Origin of the sequence: Paraclostridium benzoelyticum (assembly GCF_001006285.1) — a bacterium.
GTDB lineage: Bacteria > Bacillota > Clostridia > Peptostreptococcales > Peptostreptococcaceae > Paraclostridium > Paraclostridium benzoelyticum.
The window spans coordinates 1-16836 of the sequence record NZ_LBBT01000214.1; the positions used below are offsets into that span (position 1 = coordinate 1).

17 protein-coding genes and 1 pseudogene are annotated in these 16836 nt (G+C 28.5%); all 18 read right to left on the bottom strand.

The features are described 5' to 3' along the window. Positions 1-354: 354 nt before the first annotated feature. Positions 355-1005, bottom strand: a complete 651-nt coding sequence (gene sigK / locus VN21_RS10260) for an RNA polymerase sporulation sigma factor SigK (RefSeq protein WP_046823184.1) — start codon at positions 1003-1005, stop codon at positions 355-357. A gap of 79 nt (positions 1006-1084) precedes the next feature. Next, positions 1085-2782, bottom strand: coding sequence for a peptidoglycan D,D-transpeptidase FtsI family protein (locus VN21_RS10265; protein ID WP_046823185.1), 1698 nt, complete (start codon positions 2780-2782; stop codon positions 1085-1087). Between the two features lie 61 nt (positions 2783-2843). Continuing rightward, a complete protein-coding gene (udk, locus tag VN21_RS10270) occupies positions 2844-3473 on the bottom strand; it encodes a uridine kinase (RefSeq protein WP_046823186.1) in 630 nt (209 codons plus the stop codon). Between the two features lie 28 nt (positions 3474-3501). After that, positions 3502-4437: a peptidase U32 family protein gene (locus tag VN21_RS10275; protein ID WP_046823187.1), complete on the bottom strand. Its 936-nt coding sequence runs from the start codon at positions 4435-4437 to the stop codon at positions 3502-3504. Beyond that, entirely contained in the window at positions 4430-5098 is a 669-nt protein-coding gene (locus VN21_RS10280) for an O-methyltransferase (protein ID WP_046823188.1), read from the bottom strand. Before VN21_RS10280 ends, VN21_RS10275 begins: the two co-directional genes overlap by 8 nt. Before the next feature lie 102 nt (positions 5099-5200). Next, positions 5201-6256 carry an endolytic transglycosylase MltG gene (gene mltG, locus VN21_RS10285; protein ID WP_046823189.1) on the bottom strand — a complete coding sequence of 352 codons (1056 nt, stop codon included), beginning with the start codon at positions 6254-6256 and terminating at the stop codon, positions 5201-5203. 138 nt (positions 6257-6394) lie between these two features. Beyond that, on the bottom strand, positions 6395-7720 hold the full coding sequence (locus tag VN21_RS10290; protein WP_046823190.1) for a pyrimidine-nucleoside phosphorylase: 1326 nt from the start codon (positions 7718-7720) through the stop codon (positions 6395-6397). Positions 7721-7770: 50 nt separating this feature from the next. After that, positions 7771-8592, bottom strand: a complete 822-nt coding sequence (locus tag VN21_RS10295; RefSeq protein WP_046823191.1) for a purine-nucleoside phosphorylase — start codon at positions 8590-8592, stop codon at positions 7771-7773. Between the two features lie 21 nt (positions 8593-8613). Further along, positions 8614-9783 (bottom strand): phosphopentomutase, encoded by a 1170-nt coding sequence (locus VN21_RS10300; RefSeq protein ID WP_046823192.1) that lies wholly within the window; start codon positions 9781-9783, stop codon positions 8614-8616. A 25-nt stretch (positions 9784-9808) separates the two neighbouring features. Further along, on the bottom strand, positions 9809-10690 hold the full coding sequence (locus VN21_RS10305; RefSeq protein WP_046823193.1) for a tyrosine-type recombinase/integrase: 882 nt from the start codon (positions 10688-10690) through the stop codon (positions 9809-9811). Between the two features lie 11 nt (positions 10691-10701). Beyond that, positions 10702-11301, bottom strand: coding sequence for a hypothetical protein (locus VN21_RS10310; RefSeq protein WP_046823194.1), 600 nt, complete (start codon positions 11299-11301; stop codon positions 10702-10704). A 65-nt stretch (positions 11302-11366) separates the two neighbouring features. Next, positions 11367-11897, bottom strand: a complete 531-nt coding sequence (locus VN21_RS10315) for an NUDIX hydrolase (protein WP_046823195.1) — start codon at positions 11895-11897, stop codon at positions 11367-11369. Beyond that, positions 11869-12966: a DUF3866 family protein gene (locus tag VN21_RS10320; protein WP_046823196.1), complete on the bottom strand. Its 1098-nt coding sequence runs from the start codon at positions 12964-12966 to the stop codon at positions 11869-11871. Before VN21_RS10320 ends, VN21_RS10315 begins: the two co-directional genes overlap by 29 nt. A 4-nt stretch (positions 12967-12970) precedes the next feature. After that, complete coding sequence (locus VN21_RS10325; RefSeq protein WP_046823197.1) at positions 12971-13795, bottom strand: glycosyl transferase; 825 nt, start codon at positions 13793-13795, stop codon at positions 12971-12973. Between the two features lie 5 nt (positions 13796-13800). Continuing rightward, the gene (locus tag VN21_RS10330; protein WP_046823198.1) at positions 13801-14493 is read right to left on the bottom strand and encodes a glycosyltransferase family 2 protein; all 693 of its coding nucleotides are present in this window, start codon (positions 14491-14493) and stop codon (positions 13801-13803) included. A gap of 19 nt (positions 14494-14512) precedes the next feature. Beyond that, positions 14513-15382 carry a copper transporter gene (locus VN21_RS10335; RefSeq protein ID WP_046823199.1) on the bottom strand — a complete coding sequence of 290 codons (870 nt, stop codon included), beginning with the start codon at positions 15380-15382 and terminating at the stop codon, positions 14513-14515. 19 nt (positions 15383-15401) lie between these two features. Then, complete coding sequence (gene steA / locus VN21_RS10340) at positions 15402-16523, bottom strand: putative cytokinetic ring protein SteA (protein WP_021429752.1); 1122 nt, start codon at positions 16521-16523, stop codon at positions 15402-15404. Positions 16524-16613: 90 nt separating this feature from the next. Then, positions 16614-16836 (bottom strand): annotated as a pseudogene (locus VN21_RS10345) (CCA tRNA nucleotidyltransferase); the annotation flags it as partial.

A 16836-nucleotide genomic window follows, 5' to 3' on the forward strand; every position in this document is an offset into this window, starting at 1 on the left:
TCAAAAAAACATATATATATACCATTTGCGAGTGCAGCTATCATAATGATTAAGTTTATATCCAAGATTCTCCCCAAATTACTTGTATAATTAATCATATATTCCCACCTTTTATCCCTTAATTTACTATTTACAATTATATTAGCAGATACTTTCCAAATATTTTGTCATTTCTTGAATAAGCAAAAAAATAATTTTCTTAATCACAAAAATTCACTTTGTTCATGCCACCAACAACTTCGTCCGTTGCTCAAAAACCTTTTTTTCCCTCAAACAAATTATATTGCTATATCTAAATTTTATAGATTATTCACAATTTTTAGTAAGTAAAGTTCCTTAAGCGCAAAAAAAGCCTTAATTAAGGCTTTTTTCACACTTTAATTCTTTTCTTAGTTTTTTCAATGCTCGTTTTTCTATCCTAGAAACATAAGATCTAGAAATATCTAACTTTTGAGCAATCTCTCTTTGTGTTTTATATCCAAGAGGAGTTAATCCATATCTCAATTTTACAATTTCTCTTTCTCTTGGACTTAATATATTTTCTAGCTTTTCATAAAGTTTACTGATTTGAACTTTTAACTCTACTTGGTCTAAAATATGGTCTATATCAGTACCAAGCACATCAATTAAACTTATTTCATTACCTTCCTTATCTGTACCTATTGGATCTTGTAATGAAACTTGCACTTTATTTTTCTTATTAGTTCTTATGTTCATTAATATTTCATTTTCTATACATTTGGACGCATACGTAGCTAATCTAGTTCCTTTTTCTACATTATAAGTTTCTATAGCTTTTATAAGACCTATTGTTCCTATAGAAATAAGGTCATCTTGATCTTCAGTTGAGTTATTATATTTTTTTGCTATATGCGCTACTAATCTCATGTTTCTTTCAATTAATACTTCCTTGGCTGATTCATCTTTTTCTAATTTAAATTTAGTTAGATAATTACACTCTTCTTCAGGAGTTAAGGGTTTTTCAAAAGATTTTAATATAGTCAATCAGGCCACCCCTTTCTTCCTTCCATGTCATTTTAAATTATATGAAAGTGGCCTGATAAAATTGCTTGTATAAAAAAATTTATTTTATTATAGTTTCACAAATCTCTTTAAATAAAGGCGTTGCGGGCTTACTAGAATCCTTCGTACCTTCAATTATTACAGTTATTGCATATTTAGGATTTTCTTTAGGGTAAAATCCTGTTACCCATCCATGTGTTATTATTTTTTTTCCTATAGTTTTATCAGCATTTTCTACATTAATAGTCGCTTGAGTTGTTCCTGTTTTCACTCCACTTCCTTTTTCTAATGTAGACAGTTCTTTTGCAGTTCCTTCACTCGCTACGGACTTCATCATATTTTTTATCTTGCTTACAATATATGGAGATATATCTCCTTCGTCTTCCTTTGTAGACCTAAATGCCTTTACGATTTCCTTTTTATTGTTTATTATGCTATCATAAATTTGTAAAGGCTTGTACGTTCCATTATTAGCAATTACTTGCGTCATTTGATTAACTTGAAGTGGCGTAAACATCATTTGACCCTGACCAATACATAAGTTAACTATATCTATTTCATCATTTATAGTTCCACTTTTTTCTCCATATATATCAATTCCTACTTCTTGATCTAAATGAAACTTTTTAGCAGTATCCATTATCTTTTCCTTACCTACTTTAAGTGCTATATCTAAAAATGCAGTATTACAAGAATTAGCAAATGCTTGTTCTAGAGTTAAGGTTCCATGCCCCTCCAATTTATTGCATTTTAAAACTCTATTATGTACTTCTGAAGATCCTGTACATGTATAAGTGTAGTTTTCATCTACTAAACCTTCTTCTAGTGCTGCGTATAAAACAACTATCTTAAATACAGATCCAGGTGCATACATATATTTTATAGCCCTATTTTCTAATTCTCCATTGCTCATCTTTAAGTATTCACTTATAGAATCTCGATCAAAATTAGGTCTAGATGTCATAGCTAATACTTCTCCAGTCTTTACATCAGATATAACTACTGAACTTGGGTTTTGTTCTTTATCTACTAATTTTTCTAATTTTTTTTGAATATCATAATCTATAGTTAACTTCAAATGTCTATCATCTTTATTCTTTTCATTTACTTTTACGCTACCATCTAGAACTCCAATTTTTTTGTTCTTACCTGCATTTCCTGAACTTCCAGCTTTAAATACTTCTACATAGTCTAAATTTTTATCTTTTAACACATCATTCTTACTTTTTTCAATACCGCTTACTCCATTACTATCCTTATCTATGTATCCTATAGTATGAGCTAGTATATCTTCATCTGAATATCTATATGTCTTTTTATCTATTATTATATTTTCATTTTCCAATCTAACTTTTAAATTATCATTCATTTTGCTTACTTTTAATTCAACTATTGGTGAAACTGGATTTTCTTGAATTTTTTCATATATATGAGAATTATCAAGTCCTGTAACTTCTTGGATTAATTCCATATATCCTTCATCCACATTAATTTTGTCTTTTTGAATTATTATTATATCTTCACTTTTAGTATCCGTTATTTTTTTATTGTTTCTATCATATATAGTTCCTCTACCTGAGCTTAAGTTTATACTTGAGCTGCTCTGATCTTTAACACATTTTTTATAAAAATCCGAATGTGCAACTTGAATGTCTACTAATCTATATATTAAAAATCCATAAATTACTATAAACAATAAAAATATAGAATACATTCTGTTTTTGCTTGTATATTTTATTGAACTCTTTTTTCTAGACATAAAATCACCCCTTAGTAATTGTAATTCTTGACAATTTCTAAGGGGTTAATACTATTTATTATTAATGTAATTGTGTTTTTATTCTTGCTATTACCATATCTATTGCAACTTCGTTTTGTCCACCTTCAGGTATTATTATATCTGCATATTTTTTGTATGGCTCTATAAATTGATCATGTGCAGGCTTAACAGTTGTTAAATACTGTTCTATAACAGAATCTACTGTTCTACCTCTCTCTTTTATATCTCTTTGTATTCTTCTTAAAATTCTTAGGTCATCTTCTGTATCTACATATATCTTTATATCTAATTTATTTCTTAATTCTTCATCTTCAAGTATCATTATACCTTCAACAATTACTATATCCTTAGCCTCTGTAGTTACAGTATTCTCTAAGTCTCTAGTGTGAAGCTCATAGTCATATATAGGTTTTTCTATACTTTCTCCATTACATAACATATCTAAGTGCTTTATTAATAACTTGTTATCAAAAGCTAATGGATGGTCATAGTTAGTCTTTAATCTATCCTCAAATGATAAATGAGATTGATCTTTATAGTATGCATCTTGTTCTATTATAGCTATATTTTCCTCTGGTATATTTTCCTTTATAGATTTACAAACTGTACTTTTTCCTGATCCTGTCCCACCTGTAATACCTATTATCAGTGTCTTTTTGTCCTTTGTCATCTTTGAATCTCTCCTTAAAATTTTTTATTTATTCATGATCATCTGGCATAGCTTCGCCTGTGTAGAATCCATGTGTTAATGGTCTATGACTTTTTTCTTTTATTTGCTCTAACCAAATAGGATTGAATTCCCATTCATTAGGGTTTTTATAAAATTCATCTAGAGCTTTTCTATAGACTTTTATAACTGTTTCTAAGTATTCGTTACTTTGTAATCTACAATCTATCTTTAAACTAGTTACACCTGCTTTTACAAAGTCAGGTACAAAGTTTAACATGCATAGGTCTTTTGAATTAAATAAGAAAGTTCCTTTTTCATCTTCAAAAACTGGGTAGTATTCCCCTTGTCTTTTTTCTTCTAATAAGTTATACTTATTACTTCCTTCTTTGTACTCTACATTATCTTTGCTTCCTAAGTAGCTGCTTAAAAGCCTTCTTCCTGAATAAGATATGCATATAGGTCCATGAACAAAGGTTTCTATTTCCATATCTAATGGAGTTTTAGCTCTTATTGTACGTATTTCATCAAAAGATAATTCACTAGTAATAATTATCCTTCTAACTCCTTGATCATACCAAAAGTTAGCTGAATTAAAATTGGTTACATTTGCTTGCTGTCCCATGTGAACCTTAACACTAGGTATAGTGTTTTTAGCTATTGTTAAAACACCAGGATCTGTTACTATTATTCCATCTATTTTTAACTTTTCAAGTTCAACTAAGTAGTCTTTTAAACTCTCAAAATCTTCATTGTGCGGCATAACATTGACAGCTACATAAATTTTTTTATTGTTGTGATGTGCAAATTCAACACCTTGTTGCAATTCTTCTCTTGAGAAGCTTTTAGCTATAGCATCAATTCCAAATGAATCTCCACCTATATAAACAGCATCTGCACCACTTTTTAACGCTAATTTTAAGCTGTTTAAATCTTTAGCTGATGATAAAAGTTCAACTTTATGCATTCAAATCACCTCTTACTTTCTTTTTATAGCTAAGTGTAACTCCATCTCCAATAGGTATGATAGATGTATCTAGATAGTCACAATTGCATATATAATCTAGATAACTTCTCATTCTCTTAACTATAGTTTTTTTTCTTCTGATAACATAACTATCATGTGCTACCATTCCTTTGTACAGAATATTGTCAGATATTAAAAGCCCATCTACTTTTAATTTATCTATTATCATATCATAAAATAGCTTATATTGTCCTTTAGCTGCATCTAGGAAAATCATGTCAAATTCTCCTTCAACTTGTTTTAAAAGTTCTTCTGCATCTCCTTCTAATATAGTTATATTATTTTCTAATCCAGCTTTTTTGATATTTTCTTTTGCTTTTTCAATCATTTTTTCATTTCTCTCAACAGTTATTATTTCTACATCTTTACCTAAAACTGTTGCAAATAATATAGATGAGTACCCTATTGCACAACCAACTTCTAAAATTCTTTTTGGTTTTTGAACTTTCAACAACACCTTTAAAAAATCTGAAACCTCTTTGTGAACTATAGGAACATTATGCTCTTTGGCATACTCTTCTAATTCTTTTAATAATCCTTCTTTATCTCTTAAAGTATTTCTTATATAATCTTCAACTAAATCATCAACTATGTTACTCATATCTTCAACTCCTTGAGTTGCCCTAAAAAAAGACAAAGTTTCGCCTTAAAACTTATATTAAGTTTCGCGATAATCCTTTGCCTTTTTGGACAAATATTTTATTTATTTTTCTATTTTTTCTTCGTTAAGTTTGTCTCTTTCTTGCTTATAACTATCTACGTGTTTTAAGTGTTCTTTATATGTTTTACTGTAATTATTCTTTCCTCCTACAGTTGCTACAAAATATAGATAATCCGTATTAGATGGATATAGTGCAGCTTCTATAGACTTAACTCCTGGACTGCATATAGAAGTAGGTGGTAATCCTTTATTTAAATAAGAATTGTAAGGAGAATCAACTTTTAAATCCTTATACATTACTCTTTCTTTTCTTTTATCAAATGCGTATTGTAGAGTAGCATCTGACTGAAGAGGCATTCCTATTTTTAATCTGTTGTAAAAAACACTAGCAATTATAGGTCTATCTTCATCTACAACAGCTTCTTTTTCTATTATAGAAGCTAAATTTATAACTTGTTGAAGAGTTAATCCCATTTCCTTTTGCTTCTCTTTAAACTTATCATTATAAACTTGTTCAAATCTCTTTAACATTGCAGATAAAACTTCTTTTTCTGTACTTTCTTTTTCAAAATAATAAGTGTCAGGATATAAAAATCCCTCTAGATTCTTTATATCAGATTCTTTCAAAAATGCAAAGTCAGTATAAAATTCTTTAGGATTATTTATTAATTGTTCATATTTTTCAGCACTTCCTAATTTTTTATCTGTTAAAGATTTTATTACTTCTTTATAAGTTAATCCCTCCGGTATAGTTACCTTTGTCCCATCGTTGTGAACTTTTCCATCAGTAAGTATACTTAAAATTTTAGAGTTTGAATAACTTTGACGTAGTAAATACGTTCCAGCTTTAACACCATGTTTGTTAGGTTTTACCTTTTCTACAGCTTTAAACAAAACTTTATTTTTAATTAATTTATTTTCTTGTAAAATATCTGCTACATCTGTTAATGTTGCTCCATTAGGTATTTCCACTATTATTTCTTTTTTGCTGCTTTTATTGTATGGTCCTATTTGACTATATATATATCCAGCAATTAAAGCTAGTATAATTACTATTATAATAGCTACTATTTTCAAGTTTACCTTTCTAAAATTCATAGGGTTATCTACTCCTTATGTATATTTATATCCTTTATATTATAAATCTAAGAATAAAAATTTTCAATAAAATTGTCGAAACTAAATAAAAAGCCTAACGTTATTTTTTACACGTTAGGCTTTTTTTAATCATATCTATTAGAATTTTAAAGTTTTATCTTTAGTTACAACCCCATAAACTAATTTTCCTGGCTCTACTTTTTCATCAGATATTGTATAAGCTTTTAAGAATCTCTCTTTTGCTCCTTCAATTTTATCTAATTTATTATAATACATATATGCGATTGTTTCTCCTTCATTTACAAAGTCTGAAACTTTTTTAGTTAAAACTATCCCAGCTGATAAATCTAGTTCATCGTCTTTAGTTTCTCTGCCTGCACCTAGCATCATAGCAGAAACTCCAACTTCTTCAGCTTCTATTTTTGCTATGTAACCAGTTTTTGGAGATTTTATTTCCATTACTTCGTTTGCTTGAGGTAATAAAGAGTAATCATCAACTATATTACTATTTCCACCTTGATTTTCTATAAATTCTTTTAATTTATCAAGTGCACTTCCAGTAGTTATAGCTTCTTGAATTTTAGTTTTACCATCTTCAAAATTATCAACTACTTTTGCTAATAGTAACATGTATGCCCCTAATGTTTCACATAACATTACGAAATCTTTAGGCCCTCTTCCTTTTAAAGTTTCTATAGCTTCTATAACTTCTAATGAGTTACCTACTGCAAATCCTAGTGGTTCATCCATATCAGTTATAAGTGCTATAGTTTCTCTATTCATATTATCTCCGATATCAACCATTTCTTTTGCCAGTGCAAATGAATCTTCTATAGTTTTCATAAATGCACCGTCTCCAGTTTTAACATCTAACACTATAGCATCAGCTCCAGATGCTAATTTTTTACACATTATACTACTTGCAATCAATGATATATTATCAACTGTTGCTGTTACATCTCTAAGTGCATACATTTTTTTATCAGCTACAGCTATAGATGCAGTTTGACCACATACAGCTATATTGTGCTTATTAACTGATTGTATAAATTTTTCAGGTTCCATTTCTATAGAAAATCCAGGAATAGCTTCTAATTTATCTAATGTTCCTCCAGTATGTCCTAGACCTCTTCCTGACATCTTAGCAACTGGTGCTTTACATGCAGCAACTAACGGTGCTAATGCTATTGTAGTTTTGTCTCCTACACCACCTGTACTATGCTTGTCCACTTTAATTCCATTTATAGCTGATAGGTCTATAACTTCACCTGAGTTCATCATAGCTTCTGTTAAAAACGCAGTTTCTTCTTTAGACATTTTGTTTAAATATATAGCCATTAAAAGAGCAGATGCCTGATAATCAGGAATCTCTTCTTTAGAGTATTTCTCTACGAAGAAGTTTATTTCTTCTTTAGTTAATACTTCTCCATCTCTTTTCTTTTTTATAATGTCATAAATTCTCATAACGAGTCTCCTTTGTATCATTATTTTATAGTTTAGAATACGTTAAATTTTTATAATTTATTAACTATTGATTTAACTAAGTTTAAAAATTCTGATTTAACTTTTTGTGTTGTCTCTATAACTTCTTCATGATTTAAAGGTTGATTTAATATTCCTGCTGCCATATTTGTTATACAAGATATACCTATAACATCTAAGTTTGAATGTCTAGCTACTATAACTTCTGGAACAGTTGACATTCCAACTGCATCTGATCCTAAAATTTGAGCTAATTTAACTTCTGAAGGTGTTTCATAAGTTGGCCCACTAAAGAAAGTGTATACGCCCTCTCTTACTTGTATTCCTAAATCTTTAGCACATTCCTTTGCTAATTCTACATACTTTGGAGTATATGCTGTTGACATATCAGGGAATCTTACTCCTAATCTATTATCATTAGATCCTATTAGTGGATGATGACCACTAAAGTTTATATGATCTCTTATTATCATTAAATCTCCTGGTTTGAAATCTTTATTTGCTCCACCAGCTGCATTAGTAACTATTACAGTTTTAACTCCTAGAGCTTTCATAACTCTTACAGGAAATGTCACACTCTCCATTGAGTATCCTTCGTAAAAATGGAATCTTCCTTGCATAGCTATAACTGTTTTTTCTTGTAAAGTTCCTATTACTAATTGTCCATTATGACCTTCTACTGTAGAAACTGGAAAGTTTGGTATTTCATCATATTTTATTTTTACAGGATTTTCTATCTCATCACCTAAAACACCTAATCCCGATCCTAATATAAGCCCTACTTCTGGAGCTTGTTCTATTTTAGATTTTATATAGTTTGTACTCTCTTGAATTTTATCATATAAATTTTTCATATTTTTCCTCCAACTAGATAATTATTTTATAATGTCATTTTTAAAACTATTACCATGTTTAGGCATTTTTACATTTAGTATATCAGCAACTGTAGCTCCTATATCTGCAAAACTACTTCTAGTTCCTAAATTTAATCCATCTTTAACCTTTTTACCATAAATCAACATAGGTATATACTCTCTTGTATGATCAGTTCCTTTATATGTAGGATCATTACCATGGTCTGAGTTTATAATTAATATATCATCATCTTTCATATTTTCTAATATTTCAGGTATTCTAGCATCAAATTCCTCTAATGCTTCTTTATATCCTTTAACATCTCTTCTATGACCATATTTAGAGTCAAAATCAACTAAATTTGTGAATATAAGACCATTGTTTTCTTTCTTCATGTAATTTATAGTTTGGTCTACTCCATCCATATTATCTTTAGTATGTATAGCCTCTGTTATACCTTGTTTATTAAATATATCTTCTATTTTTCCAACTCCTATAACATCTAGGTTTGAATTTTTAATATTATCTAAAACTGTATCTTCAAATGGACTTAAAGAGTAATCTCTTCTATTAGAAGTTCTTTCAAATGCTCCTGGTTGTCCAACAAATGGTCTTGCTATTATTCTTGCTACTGCATTATCACCCATCATTATTTCTCTTGCTATTTCACACATTTTGTATAACTCATCTAACGGAATTATTTCTTCATGTGCTGCAATTTGGAATACACTATCTGCAGAAGTATATACTATGACTTCTCCAGTTTTCATTTGTTGCTCTCCTAATTCATCTAGTATAGCTGTTCCAGATGCAGGCTTGTTTCCTATAACTTTTCTATTTGTCTTTCTTTCAAATTCATCTATTATTTCTTTTGGGAATCCATTTTCATATGTTCTAAAAGGTGTTTCAACTAAAACCCCTGTCATCTCCCAGTGTCCAGTTGTTGTATCCTTACCTTTAGATACTTCGCTAGCTCTACCGAATACGCCTATAGGGCTTTCAACACCTTCTAAGCTATCAATACCATCTATATTACCTAAACCTAATTTCAGCATATTAGGTAACTTTATATCTTTATAGTTTTTAACTATATTACCTAAAGTATTTACATTTACATCTCCAAATTTTTCTGAATCAGGAAGTGCTCCTATCCCAACACTATCAATTATCATCCATATAACTCTGCTCATAAAATTTTTCCTCCTAAATGTTAGTTTATTTTCTAGGATGTTTTTCCTTTAGTTCTTGTCTTATATTTTTATCTATACAATTTAAATAATATTGTAAACTTGATAAATTAGAATTCCCCAAAATTTTGCTGACTACAGCTATGTTTGCACCTTGATTTAATAAGTGTATAGCAAATGAATTTCTAAGAATAGTTGGATTTATACTTTTATTTATATTTGCTCTTTTTGCATGTTTCTTTATTAATTTCCAAAGACCTTGCCTTGTAAATCTAGTTCCATTAGAGTTTGTAAATAAAGCCTTTTCCTGGAAGTTAGTTTTTAAAATCTCGCTTCTTGACTTAGTTAAATAGTTATCTAAATATTTTTTTGTAGTTTTAGACATAGGTATTACTCTAGGATTTTTTCCTGATTTACAACAAATATAATCAAATTCTAAATTAACATCATCTAAATCTAACTCTATTAGCTCTGTTACTTTCATACCTGTCCCATATAAAATCTCAAATATAGCTTTGTCTCTTATATCTTTTACATTTTTAGGTTCAGGAAAATCTAGTAATGCCTCTATTTCTTCTAAACTTAAAATATCCATTTCTTTTTTTTCTATTTTAGGTTTTTTTATATTTTTAGATATATTACTTTCTATGTATCTATTTAAAAATAAATATTCATAAAAAGACTTTATAGATGATATACTCCTAGAAATTGTAGCTGTAGATGCATTATTTTTTTCTAATTCTATTATATAACTTATTATATCATTTTCTGTTGTTTCAAATAAGTTAATACTTTTATTTTCTATATATGTTAAATACTTTTTTATATCTATAAAATAAGAGCTAACTGTATTTTCTGTTAACTTTCTTATAGATTTTATATATTCTATATATTCATTTAGTAGTTGCATATTGTAGTCCTTTAAAATATTTTTAGTGTTATTGTAGATATAGCATTTAAAATAGTTTGTGCAGATACACTAATCATTATTATAAGAAATGAGTTTATTATATACCTTTTCATTAAATATGTACAGTTTGTTTTATTTTGTTTTCTTACATTTTTTATAAATTCTTCAAAGTACTTAAATGATATTAGTGCTAGTATTATCATCCCTGGCAGTACTACTGAAAATTTAATAAGTGTCACACATAGCATTTTAAATGAACTAGCCTTCATAGCTATTATGAAAGTATTTATAGTATACCCTATCGATAAGCCTTTTACCGCAAAAATAATTAAAGCTACAGGTGCTAAAATTATGCTTAATGTACATATCGACATACCAGCTAATAAACTTAAGTCCATTTTTAAATTTGACATTAAAACTTCTCTTATTTTCATTCCTGAATCATAGTAACTATTTGTATAGGCTATGTTATGACTTATTACCTCTGTGTATTGAGGAAAAATTTTGTTTAACAATGATCCTAAAATAACAAATACTATAAACAAACTAGATATAATTATCATATCCTTACTTATTTTATCCAATGTGGTTCTTCTATGTACTCTTCTCAAAAACTACAACCCCCTCTTTTGTTCTTACATAATTTTTATGCAAGATAAGAGGAGGTTATTCCTAATTATAGAAGTTCTTTCGCAAGCAAAAGACCTATAGATGTTTTAGCATCTTCTATATCATTTTTATTAATCATTTCATATGCATCATTTAAATTAACTTCATGTAATTCTAAAAATTCATCTTCATCTAGACAACACTCACCCTTTTCTAAGTCTGTAGCTAGATAAACATATATTTTTTGATTAGAAAATCCTGATGATGTATAAAATTTATGTATTAATTTTATATTATTTGCACTATATCCAGTTTCTTCTTTTAGTTCTCTAATAGCACAGTCTTTTGGACTTTCTCCTTGCTCTAACTTTCCAGCAGGTATTTCCCATAAAGCTTTTTCTATTGCTTTTCTAAATTGTCTAACTAATAAAACCTTATTATCATCAGTTATAGCTACTATTCCAACTGCTCCAGGATGTTCTATTATTTCTCTTTTTTGATAGCCTTTTTTCGGAACTTCAACAGTATCTACTTTTAAACTTATAACTTTTCCAGTATATATCCTGTCACTACTTACTGTTTGCTCTTCTATTATCATAACAAACCTCCATTAAGTAATATGCTGCATTGCTTGCAGCATCAAAGAATTCACTATCTTGTTCATAATTTCTACCCATACTTTTAACTTTTAATCCAAAATAGTTTAAATCATCTAAAGTACTGCCTGGATTTATATATGCTATATTGTGCTTTTCATCTAATTTATTTTCTTTTATTTGGTTATTTACATAATTTAGTTTTTCTTTATCTTTAAGTCCTATAGGTATATTAACTCCTACATTTACTATTTCGTTTAATACAGTTATGCTATGATGACTTATACCTACATGTCTATCTCTTTTATCTGCAAAGCTCATTCTCGGAATTGCAATAGGATTTCCTCCTAGCTTTTTAACAGCATCTAGTATCGGACCTTGTTCTATACCTGTAAAACCATATTTAGTTCCTGTACCTGCTATTCCAGGCCCCATACTTACAAATACTGCATCAGCATTTAAAACTTCTTTTGCAGTTATTAATGCTGAATAAATATTTATACATTCATAGTCTCCTCCAAACGCATTACCTATAGTTATAGTGCCATCTATTAATTTTTTACTTTTTAGATTTTCTACATTCTTGCTTAAGTATATAGGCAGTGATGCCCCATCTGTCATTATATATACTAGTTTTTTATCTGGGTTATGTCTTTTGTATGATGCTACAAATGGAGTAAGCATACTATGCAATGTTCCAACTACAACAGGTAGTTTATCTAAGCTTTTAAACTCATTTATTTTATCATGTAGTTTACTATCTTGTTCTTCTACAGAATCTACTTTAACCTGTAAGGGTGTATATCTCAATTTCATAATATGACCACCCGGAGTCATATCAGATTCAATTTTATTTAAATTAGTTATTACAAAGTGATAACCACCGGTACCAAGACTTAATTCAACTGCAGTTGTATTTAATACAACTTCATCACCTATATCTACACTACCTGTCATCTTAGGATAATTATAAGCTTTTTCTATATTCCCATTAATATTTACAGTTATTTCTTCTAAGTTTTGTGACTTACTTTTTATAGATTCAACTACTCCAATTCTTTTACTTATCATAAGATTACCTTCCTAGCTTATCAATAAAATTTAAAACCTTATTATTTTCTATTATTTTTGTTAAAGAGTATTTTTCAGTAAGTACATGTATAAATACTAAAAATACTAACCATCCAATTCTTATAGGTCTAGCGTATCCTATAGCAATTAAGATACCTATAGATATACCTAATACATTAGATCCTGTATCTCCCATCATAGCTTTAGCTTTTAAATCGTCAAAGAAGTATACAATTACACTCGGTAATAATATAAGAACTAAACCTTTAGGATAACCTACTAAAGTTAATAATAGCGTTATAATTATAACTAAATATACTTTTATTGCTCTTCCTGGTCTTAAATCTAGTAAATTCATTAAATTAGTAGATAAAGCGATTATTAAAGTGTTTATACATATATCAACTATATTTTTAGATATTGCAACTGATATAGCAAGACCTACAAATCCTCCAAATAACGCTTTAAATCCACCCGTTGTAAGATGTCCTTTAAATAAACTTTTAAAATGTCCCTTTAATCCACTTACATCTCTATTACCTACAATATCATCTAAAATACCTACTAAGCACATAGATAATAGTCCAAATATATACATAAATGTATATACTAAATCGCTATAGTTATTTGTAAAGTATACTAAAATAATACTATTTATAACTATCGTAGGTAGAAAAACTAATCCCATACTTACAGGTATCATATCTTTTTTATAATTTGGTCTTATTACATTACTCGACACCAACATATTTCTAAAAAATGGCATAACAACATAAGTTGTTACTATACCCACTAGTAGCATTATTATATACAGTATAATATCATTCAATAACACTACCTCCATTCTTTTCTCTTCTTATTAGCAATTTTCTTTATATGGTAGTATTGTTTGCCTCTGTGTATAAACCCTTTTAAATCTCTTCCTGTTTCATTGTGTGTCATATTAACTAAAATTTCTTTTATAGAATAACCATATTTTAATATGTCTATAGTCATTCCAACTTCAACTCCATACCCAAAAGGTATTTCATCAAATTTTTCTAAAACTTCTTTTTTAAATATTCTTTGACCTGATATAGTAGCATCTAACTCTACTCCTGTCATCTCAAATACTGAATCTTTAGCTAATCTTTTTACAAATCCCATCCCACCTTTTTTCTTAGCAGGTGGGAATTTTGCTATTGTTACATCAACTTCATTATTTATTACAGGTTTTATAAGCTTAATAGTTTCACTTGATGACCTACCTAAATCTCCATCTAAAAATCCTATTATGTCTGCATTTTCCATAGCTTTTTTTAATCCATAGTTTAATGCATAGCCTTTACCTCTATTTCTATCTAACTTAAAAACTTTTATTTTATCATTTACAATAGATTTAGCTGCTTTTTCAGTATTATCACTTGAACCATCATCTACAACTATTATTTCATTTATTTCTTCAATATCTACTACTCCTAGTAAAGTATCTTTTATTTTATTTTCTTCATTGTATGCAGGTATTATTATACTTACATAAGGATTCATATTTACATCTCCTTTATTTTTACTTAAATGGTATTATAGAGTCTACTTTATCTCCTATACCAAAGTTTCCTTTTTCTACAGAATCTCTAAGAGCGTAAACTAAAGATAGTTTACCTGTTCCTTGCTGTGAATTATTTATAGTTGGTATTTTATCTTTTTTATAGTTTTCTAAATCAGAGAATTTAACATCACTTTTTTGAGTTCCTATTACATATTTACCATCTTCTTTTAATTTATCTATTATTGTTTTATCTATATTCGTAAACTTATCAGAAGATTCATTTGTATCTCCACTTGCCATAACAACTTGAGAACAGTCTAAATAGTTATCTGATAAATAATTTATTTTTATCATCTCTAATTTTTCTAATTGTTGTAGTTTATCCATAGCATTTTCTTCTTTTAAACAACTCATTATGTAATTAACTACATCTTTTTCAGTTTTTAATTGTAATTGTAATGCACTATTAAGTTCTTTTATTTTATCTTTATTAGTTAACCCTGATTTTAAAATAATATCATATGCTACACTTCCATTTGCATCTGTTATTGTCTTAGATATATCTTGAGTATAATCATAATTTTCTGTTGTTGATATTATTCCTACATTTTTACCTTGTAATTGGTCTTTTATTAATACTAAATAATTTTCATTTAAATAATTAACTATTTTTTTGTATTCGCTCTCTTTTTTGTCTAGTTTACCTTCTAATTCATCATTTGTTGTTTTTATGTCTTCAAACTTAGCATCTAAATCATCTATTATAGCAGCTTGTTGCTTACTAAGTTCTTGATCATAATTTAAGTTAAATCCTACTAGCATTCCTATTCCTAATGCAATAAATATAGCACCTATCGTTACTATATAATACTTCATATTTATATGCATGTTAATCCTCCTCAATTAATTACATCTGTAATAATAGTCTCATTTTTAATTCCATCAAGTGCATAAATTGTTGAACACTTGGAGAGAATGATGCAAGTATTAAAACTGGGAATAAAGCAGTTGCTATAAGTGCCCATATATACTTTAATTTTAATTTACTTCTATATAATAAGTTTACACCTTTTGCATCTATTAGCTTTGATCCTATTTTTAGTCTAACTAAAAATGTACTAGCCATACCAGGTCTTCCTTTTTCTAAGAAGTCTATCATATTAGAATGTGTTCCTACAGCTACTATAAGCTCAGCCTTATACTCATAGGCAGTAAGCATAGCTATATCCTCACTTGTTCCAGGCGCAGGAAATACCACAGCTTCCAATCCTAAGTCTTGTACTCTCTTAAGTCCAGGTGCTCTTCCGTCTGTGTATGCATGAACAACTATTTCTTTTGCTTTTTGTAAAGCCTCATCACTTACACTATCCATATCTCCTACAATTACGTCTGGAGTATATCCAAACTCTAGTAAAGCGTCAGCTCCACCATCTACACCTACTAATATAGGTTTCATTTCTTCTATGTACGATAATATTGTGCTTAAGTCTTGCTTATAGTCTTGACCTCTAACAACTATCAATACATGTCTATTCTTGTAGTCTGTACTTACTTTTGGTATTTCAACTTCTCCAAGAATAAGTCCTTTTTCTTTTTTAGCATAATCTATAGTATTATCTATAAATCTATCCAACTCTACAGCCAAATTTTCATATGCCAATCTTATCTTGTTATCAACTTCGTCTTTATCTAATACTTCTCCTTGGCCTAATAATTCTCCATCTCTATAGATTTTTCCATCTATAACTTCTATTATTTGCCCCTCCTGTAAGTTGTTGAATAGCTCTTCACCTACATTGTCTACAATAAGTATATTTTTATCTACAAGTATTCCAGGTCCTTTATTTGGGTATCTACCACTTATAGATTGAGATGCATTTATAACAAGTTTTATCTTTCCCTCTACTAATGAATTTGCAGCAACTTCATCTACATCTTTATGATTTATAACTGCTATTTCTCCGCCAGTAAGTCGCTTTGCAAGCCTTTTTGTTTTTCTGTCTACCTTAATAGGGGCTTCGACTCTCATACTTAAAACCTCCAATTTTCGTTTTTGAAATCACATTACATTATAGCATTATTTTACAACAATTTAAATAATTAAAATTGTGCTTGCTTCTTATAAGCTATTTATAATATTAATTAAATCTGTTTTATTGTTTATATTAGGATTTTCAATCACATTATATAGTAAAAAATTTAATTTTTCACCTATTTCCTTTCCTTTATAGCCTAAAGCATTTAAATCCCTTCCATTTAGTGCTAATTCTTTTAATGAATAACACTCTTTATTTAAATCAATTTCTTTAATTAAATTATTTATTTTTTCATATTCTTGCTTT

Bases quoted from the DNA above. Each gene is read 5' to 3' on its own strand.
- VN21_RS10265 (WP_046823185.1), bottom strand. From the start codon at position 2,782: ATGTCTAGAAAAAAGAGTTCAATAAAATATACAAGCAAAAACAGAATG.
- VN21_RS10320 (WP_046823196.1), bottom strand. From the start codon at position 12,966: ATGATAAGTAAAAGAATTGGAGTAGTTGAATCTATAAAAAGTAAGTCA.
- VN21_RS10305 (WP_046823193.1), bottom strand. From the start codon at position 10,690: ATGCAACTACTAAATGAATATATAGAATATATAAAATCTATAAGAAAG.
- VN21_RS10330 (WP_046823198.1), bottom strand. From the start codon at position 14,493: ATGAATCCTTATGTAAGTATAATAATACCTGCATACAATGAAGAAAAT.
- VN21_RS10295 (WP_046823191.1), bottom strand. From the start codon at position 8,592: ATGAAAAATTTATATGATAAAATTCAAGAGAGTACAAACTATATAAAA.
- VN21_RS10300 (WP_046823192.1), bottom strand. From the start codon at position 9,783: ATGAGCAGAGTTATATGGATGATAATTGATAGTGTTGGGATAGGAGCA.
- steA (WP_021429752.1), bottom strand. From the start codon at position 16,523: ATGAGAGTCGAAGCCCCTATTAAGGTAGACAGAAAAACAAAAAGGCTT.
- udk (WP_046823186.1), bottom strand. From the start codon at position 3,473: ATGACAAAGGACAAAAAGACACTGATAATAGGTATTACAGGTGGGACA.
- VN21_RS10335 (WP_046823199.1), bottom strand. From the start codon at position 15,382: ATGCATATAAATATGAAGTATTATATAGTAACGATAGGTGCTATATTT.
- VN21_RS10280 (WP_046823188.1), bottom strand. From the start codon at position 5,098: ATGAGTAACATAGTTGATGATTTAGTTGAAGATTATATAAGAAATACT.
- VN21_RS10275 (WP_046823187.1), bottom strand. From the start codon at position 4,437: ATGCATAAAGTTGAACTTTTATCATCAGCTAAAGATTTAAACAGCTTA.
- VN21_RS10315 (WP_046823195.1), bottom strand. From the start codon at position 11,897: ATGATAATAGAAGAGCAAACAGTAAGTAGTGACAGGATATATACTGGA.
- VN21_RS10290 (WP_046823190.1), bottom strand. From the start codon at position 7,720: ATGAGAATTTATGACATTATAAAAAAGAAAAGAGATGGAGAAGTATTA.
- mltG (WP_046823189.1), bottom strand. From the start codon at position 6,256: ATGAATTTTAGAAAGGTAAACTTGAAAATAGTAGCTATTATAATAGTA.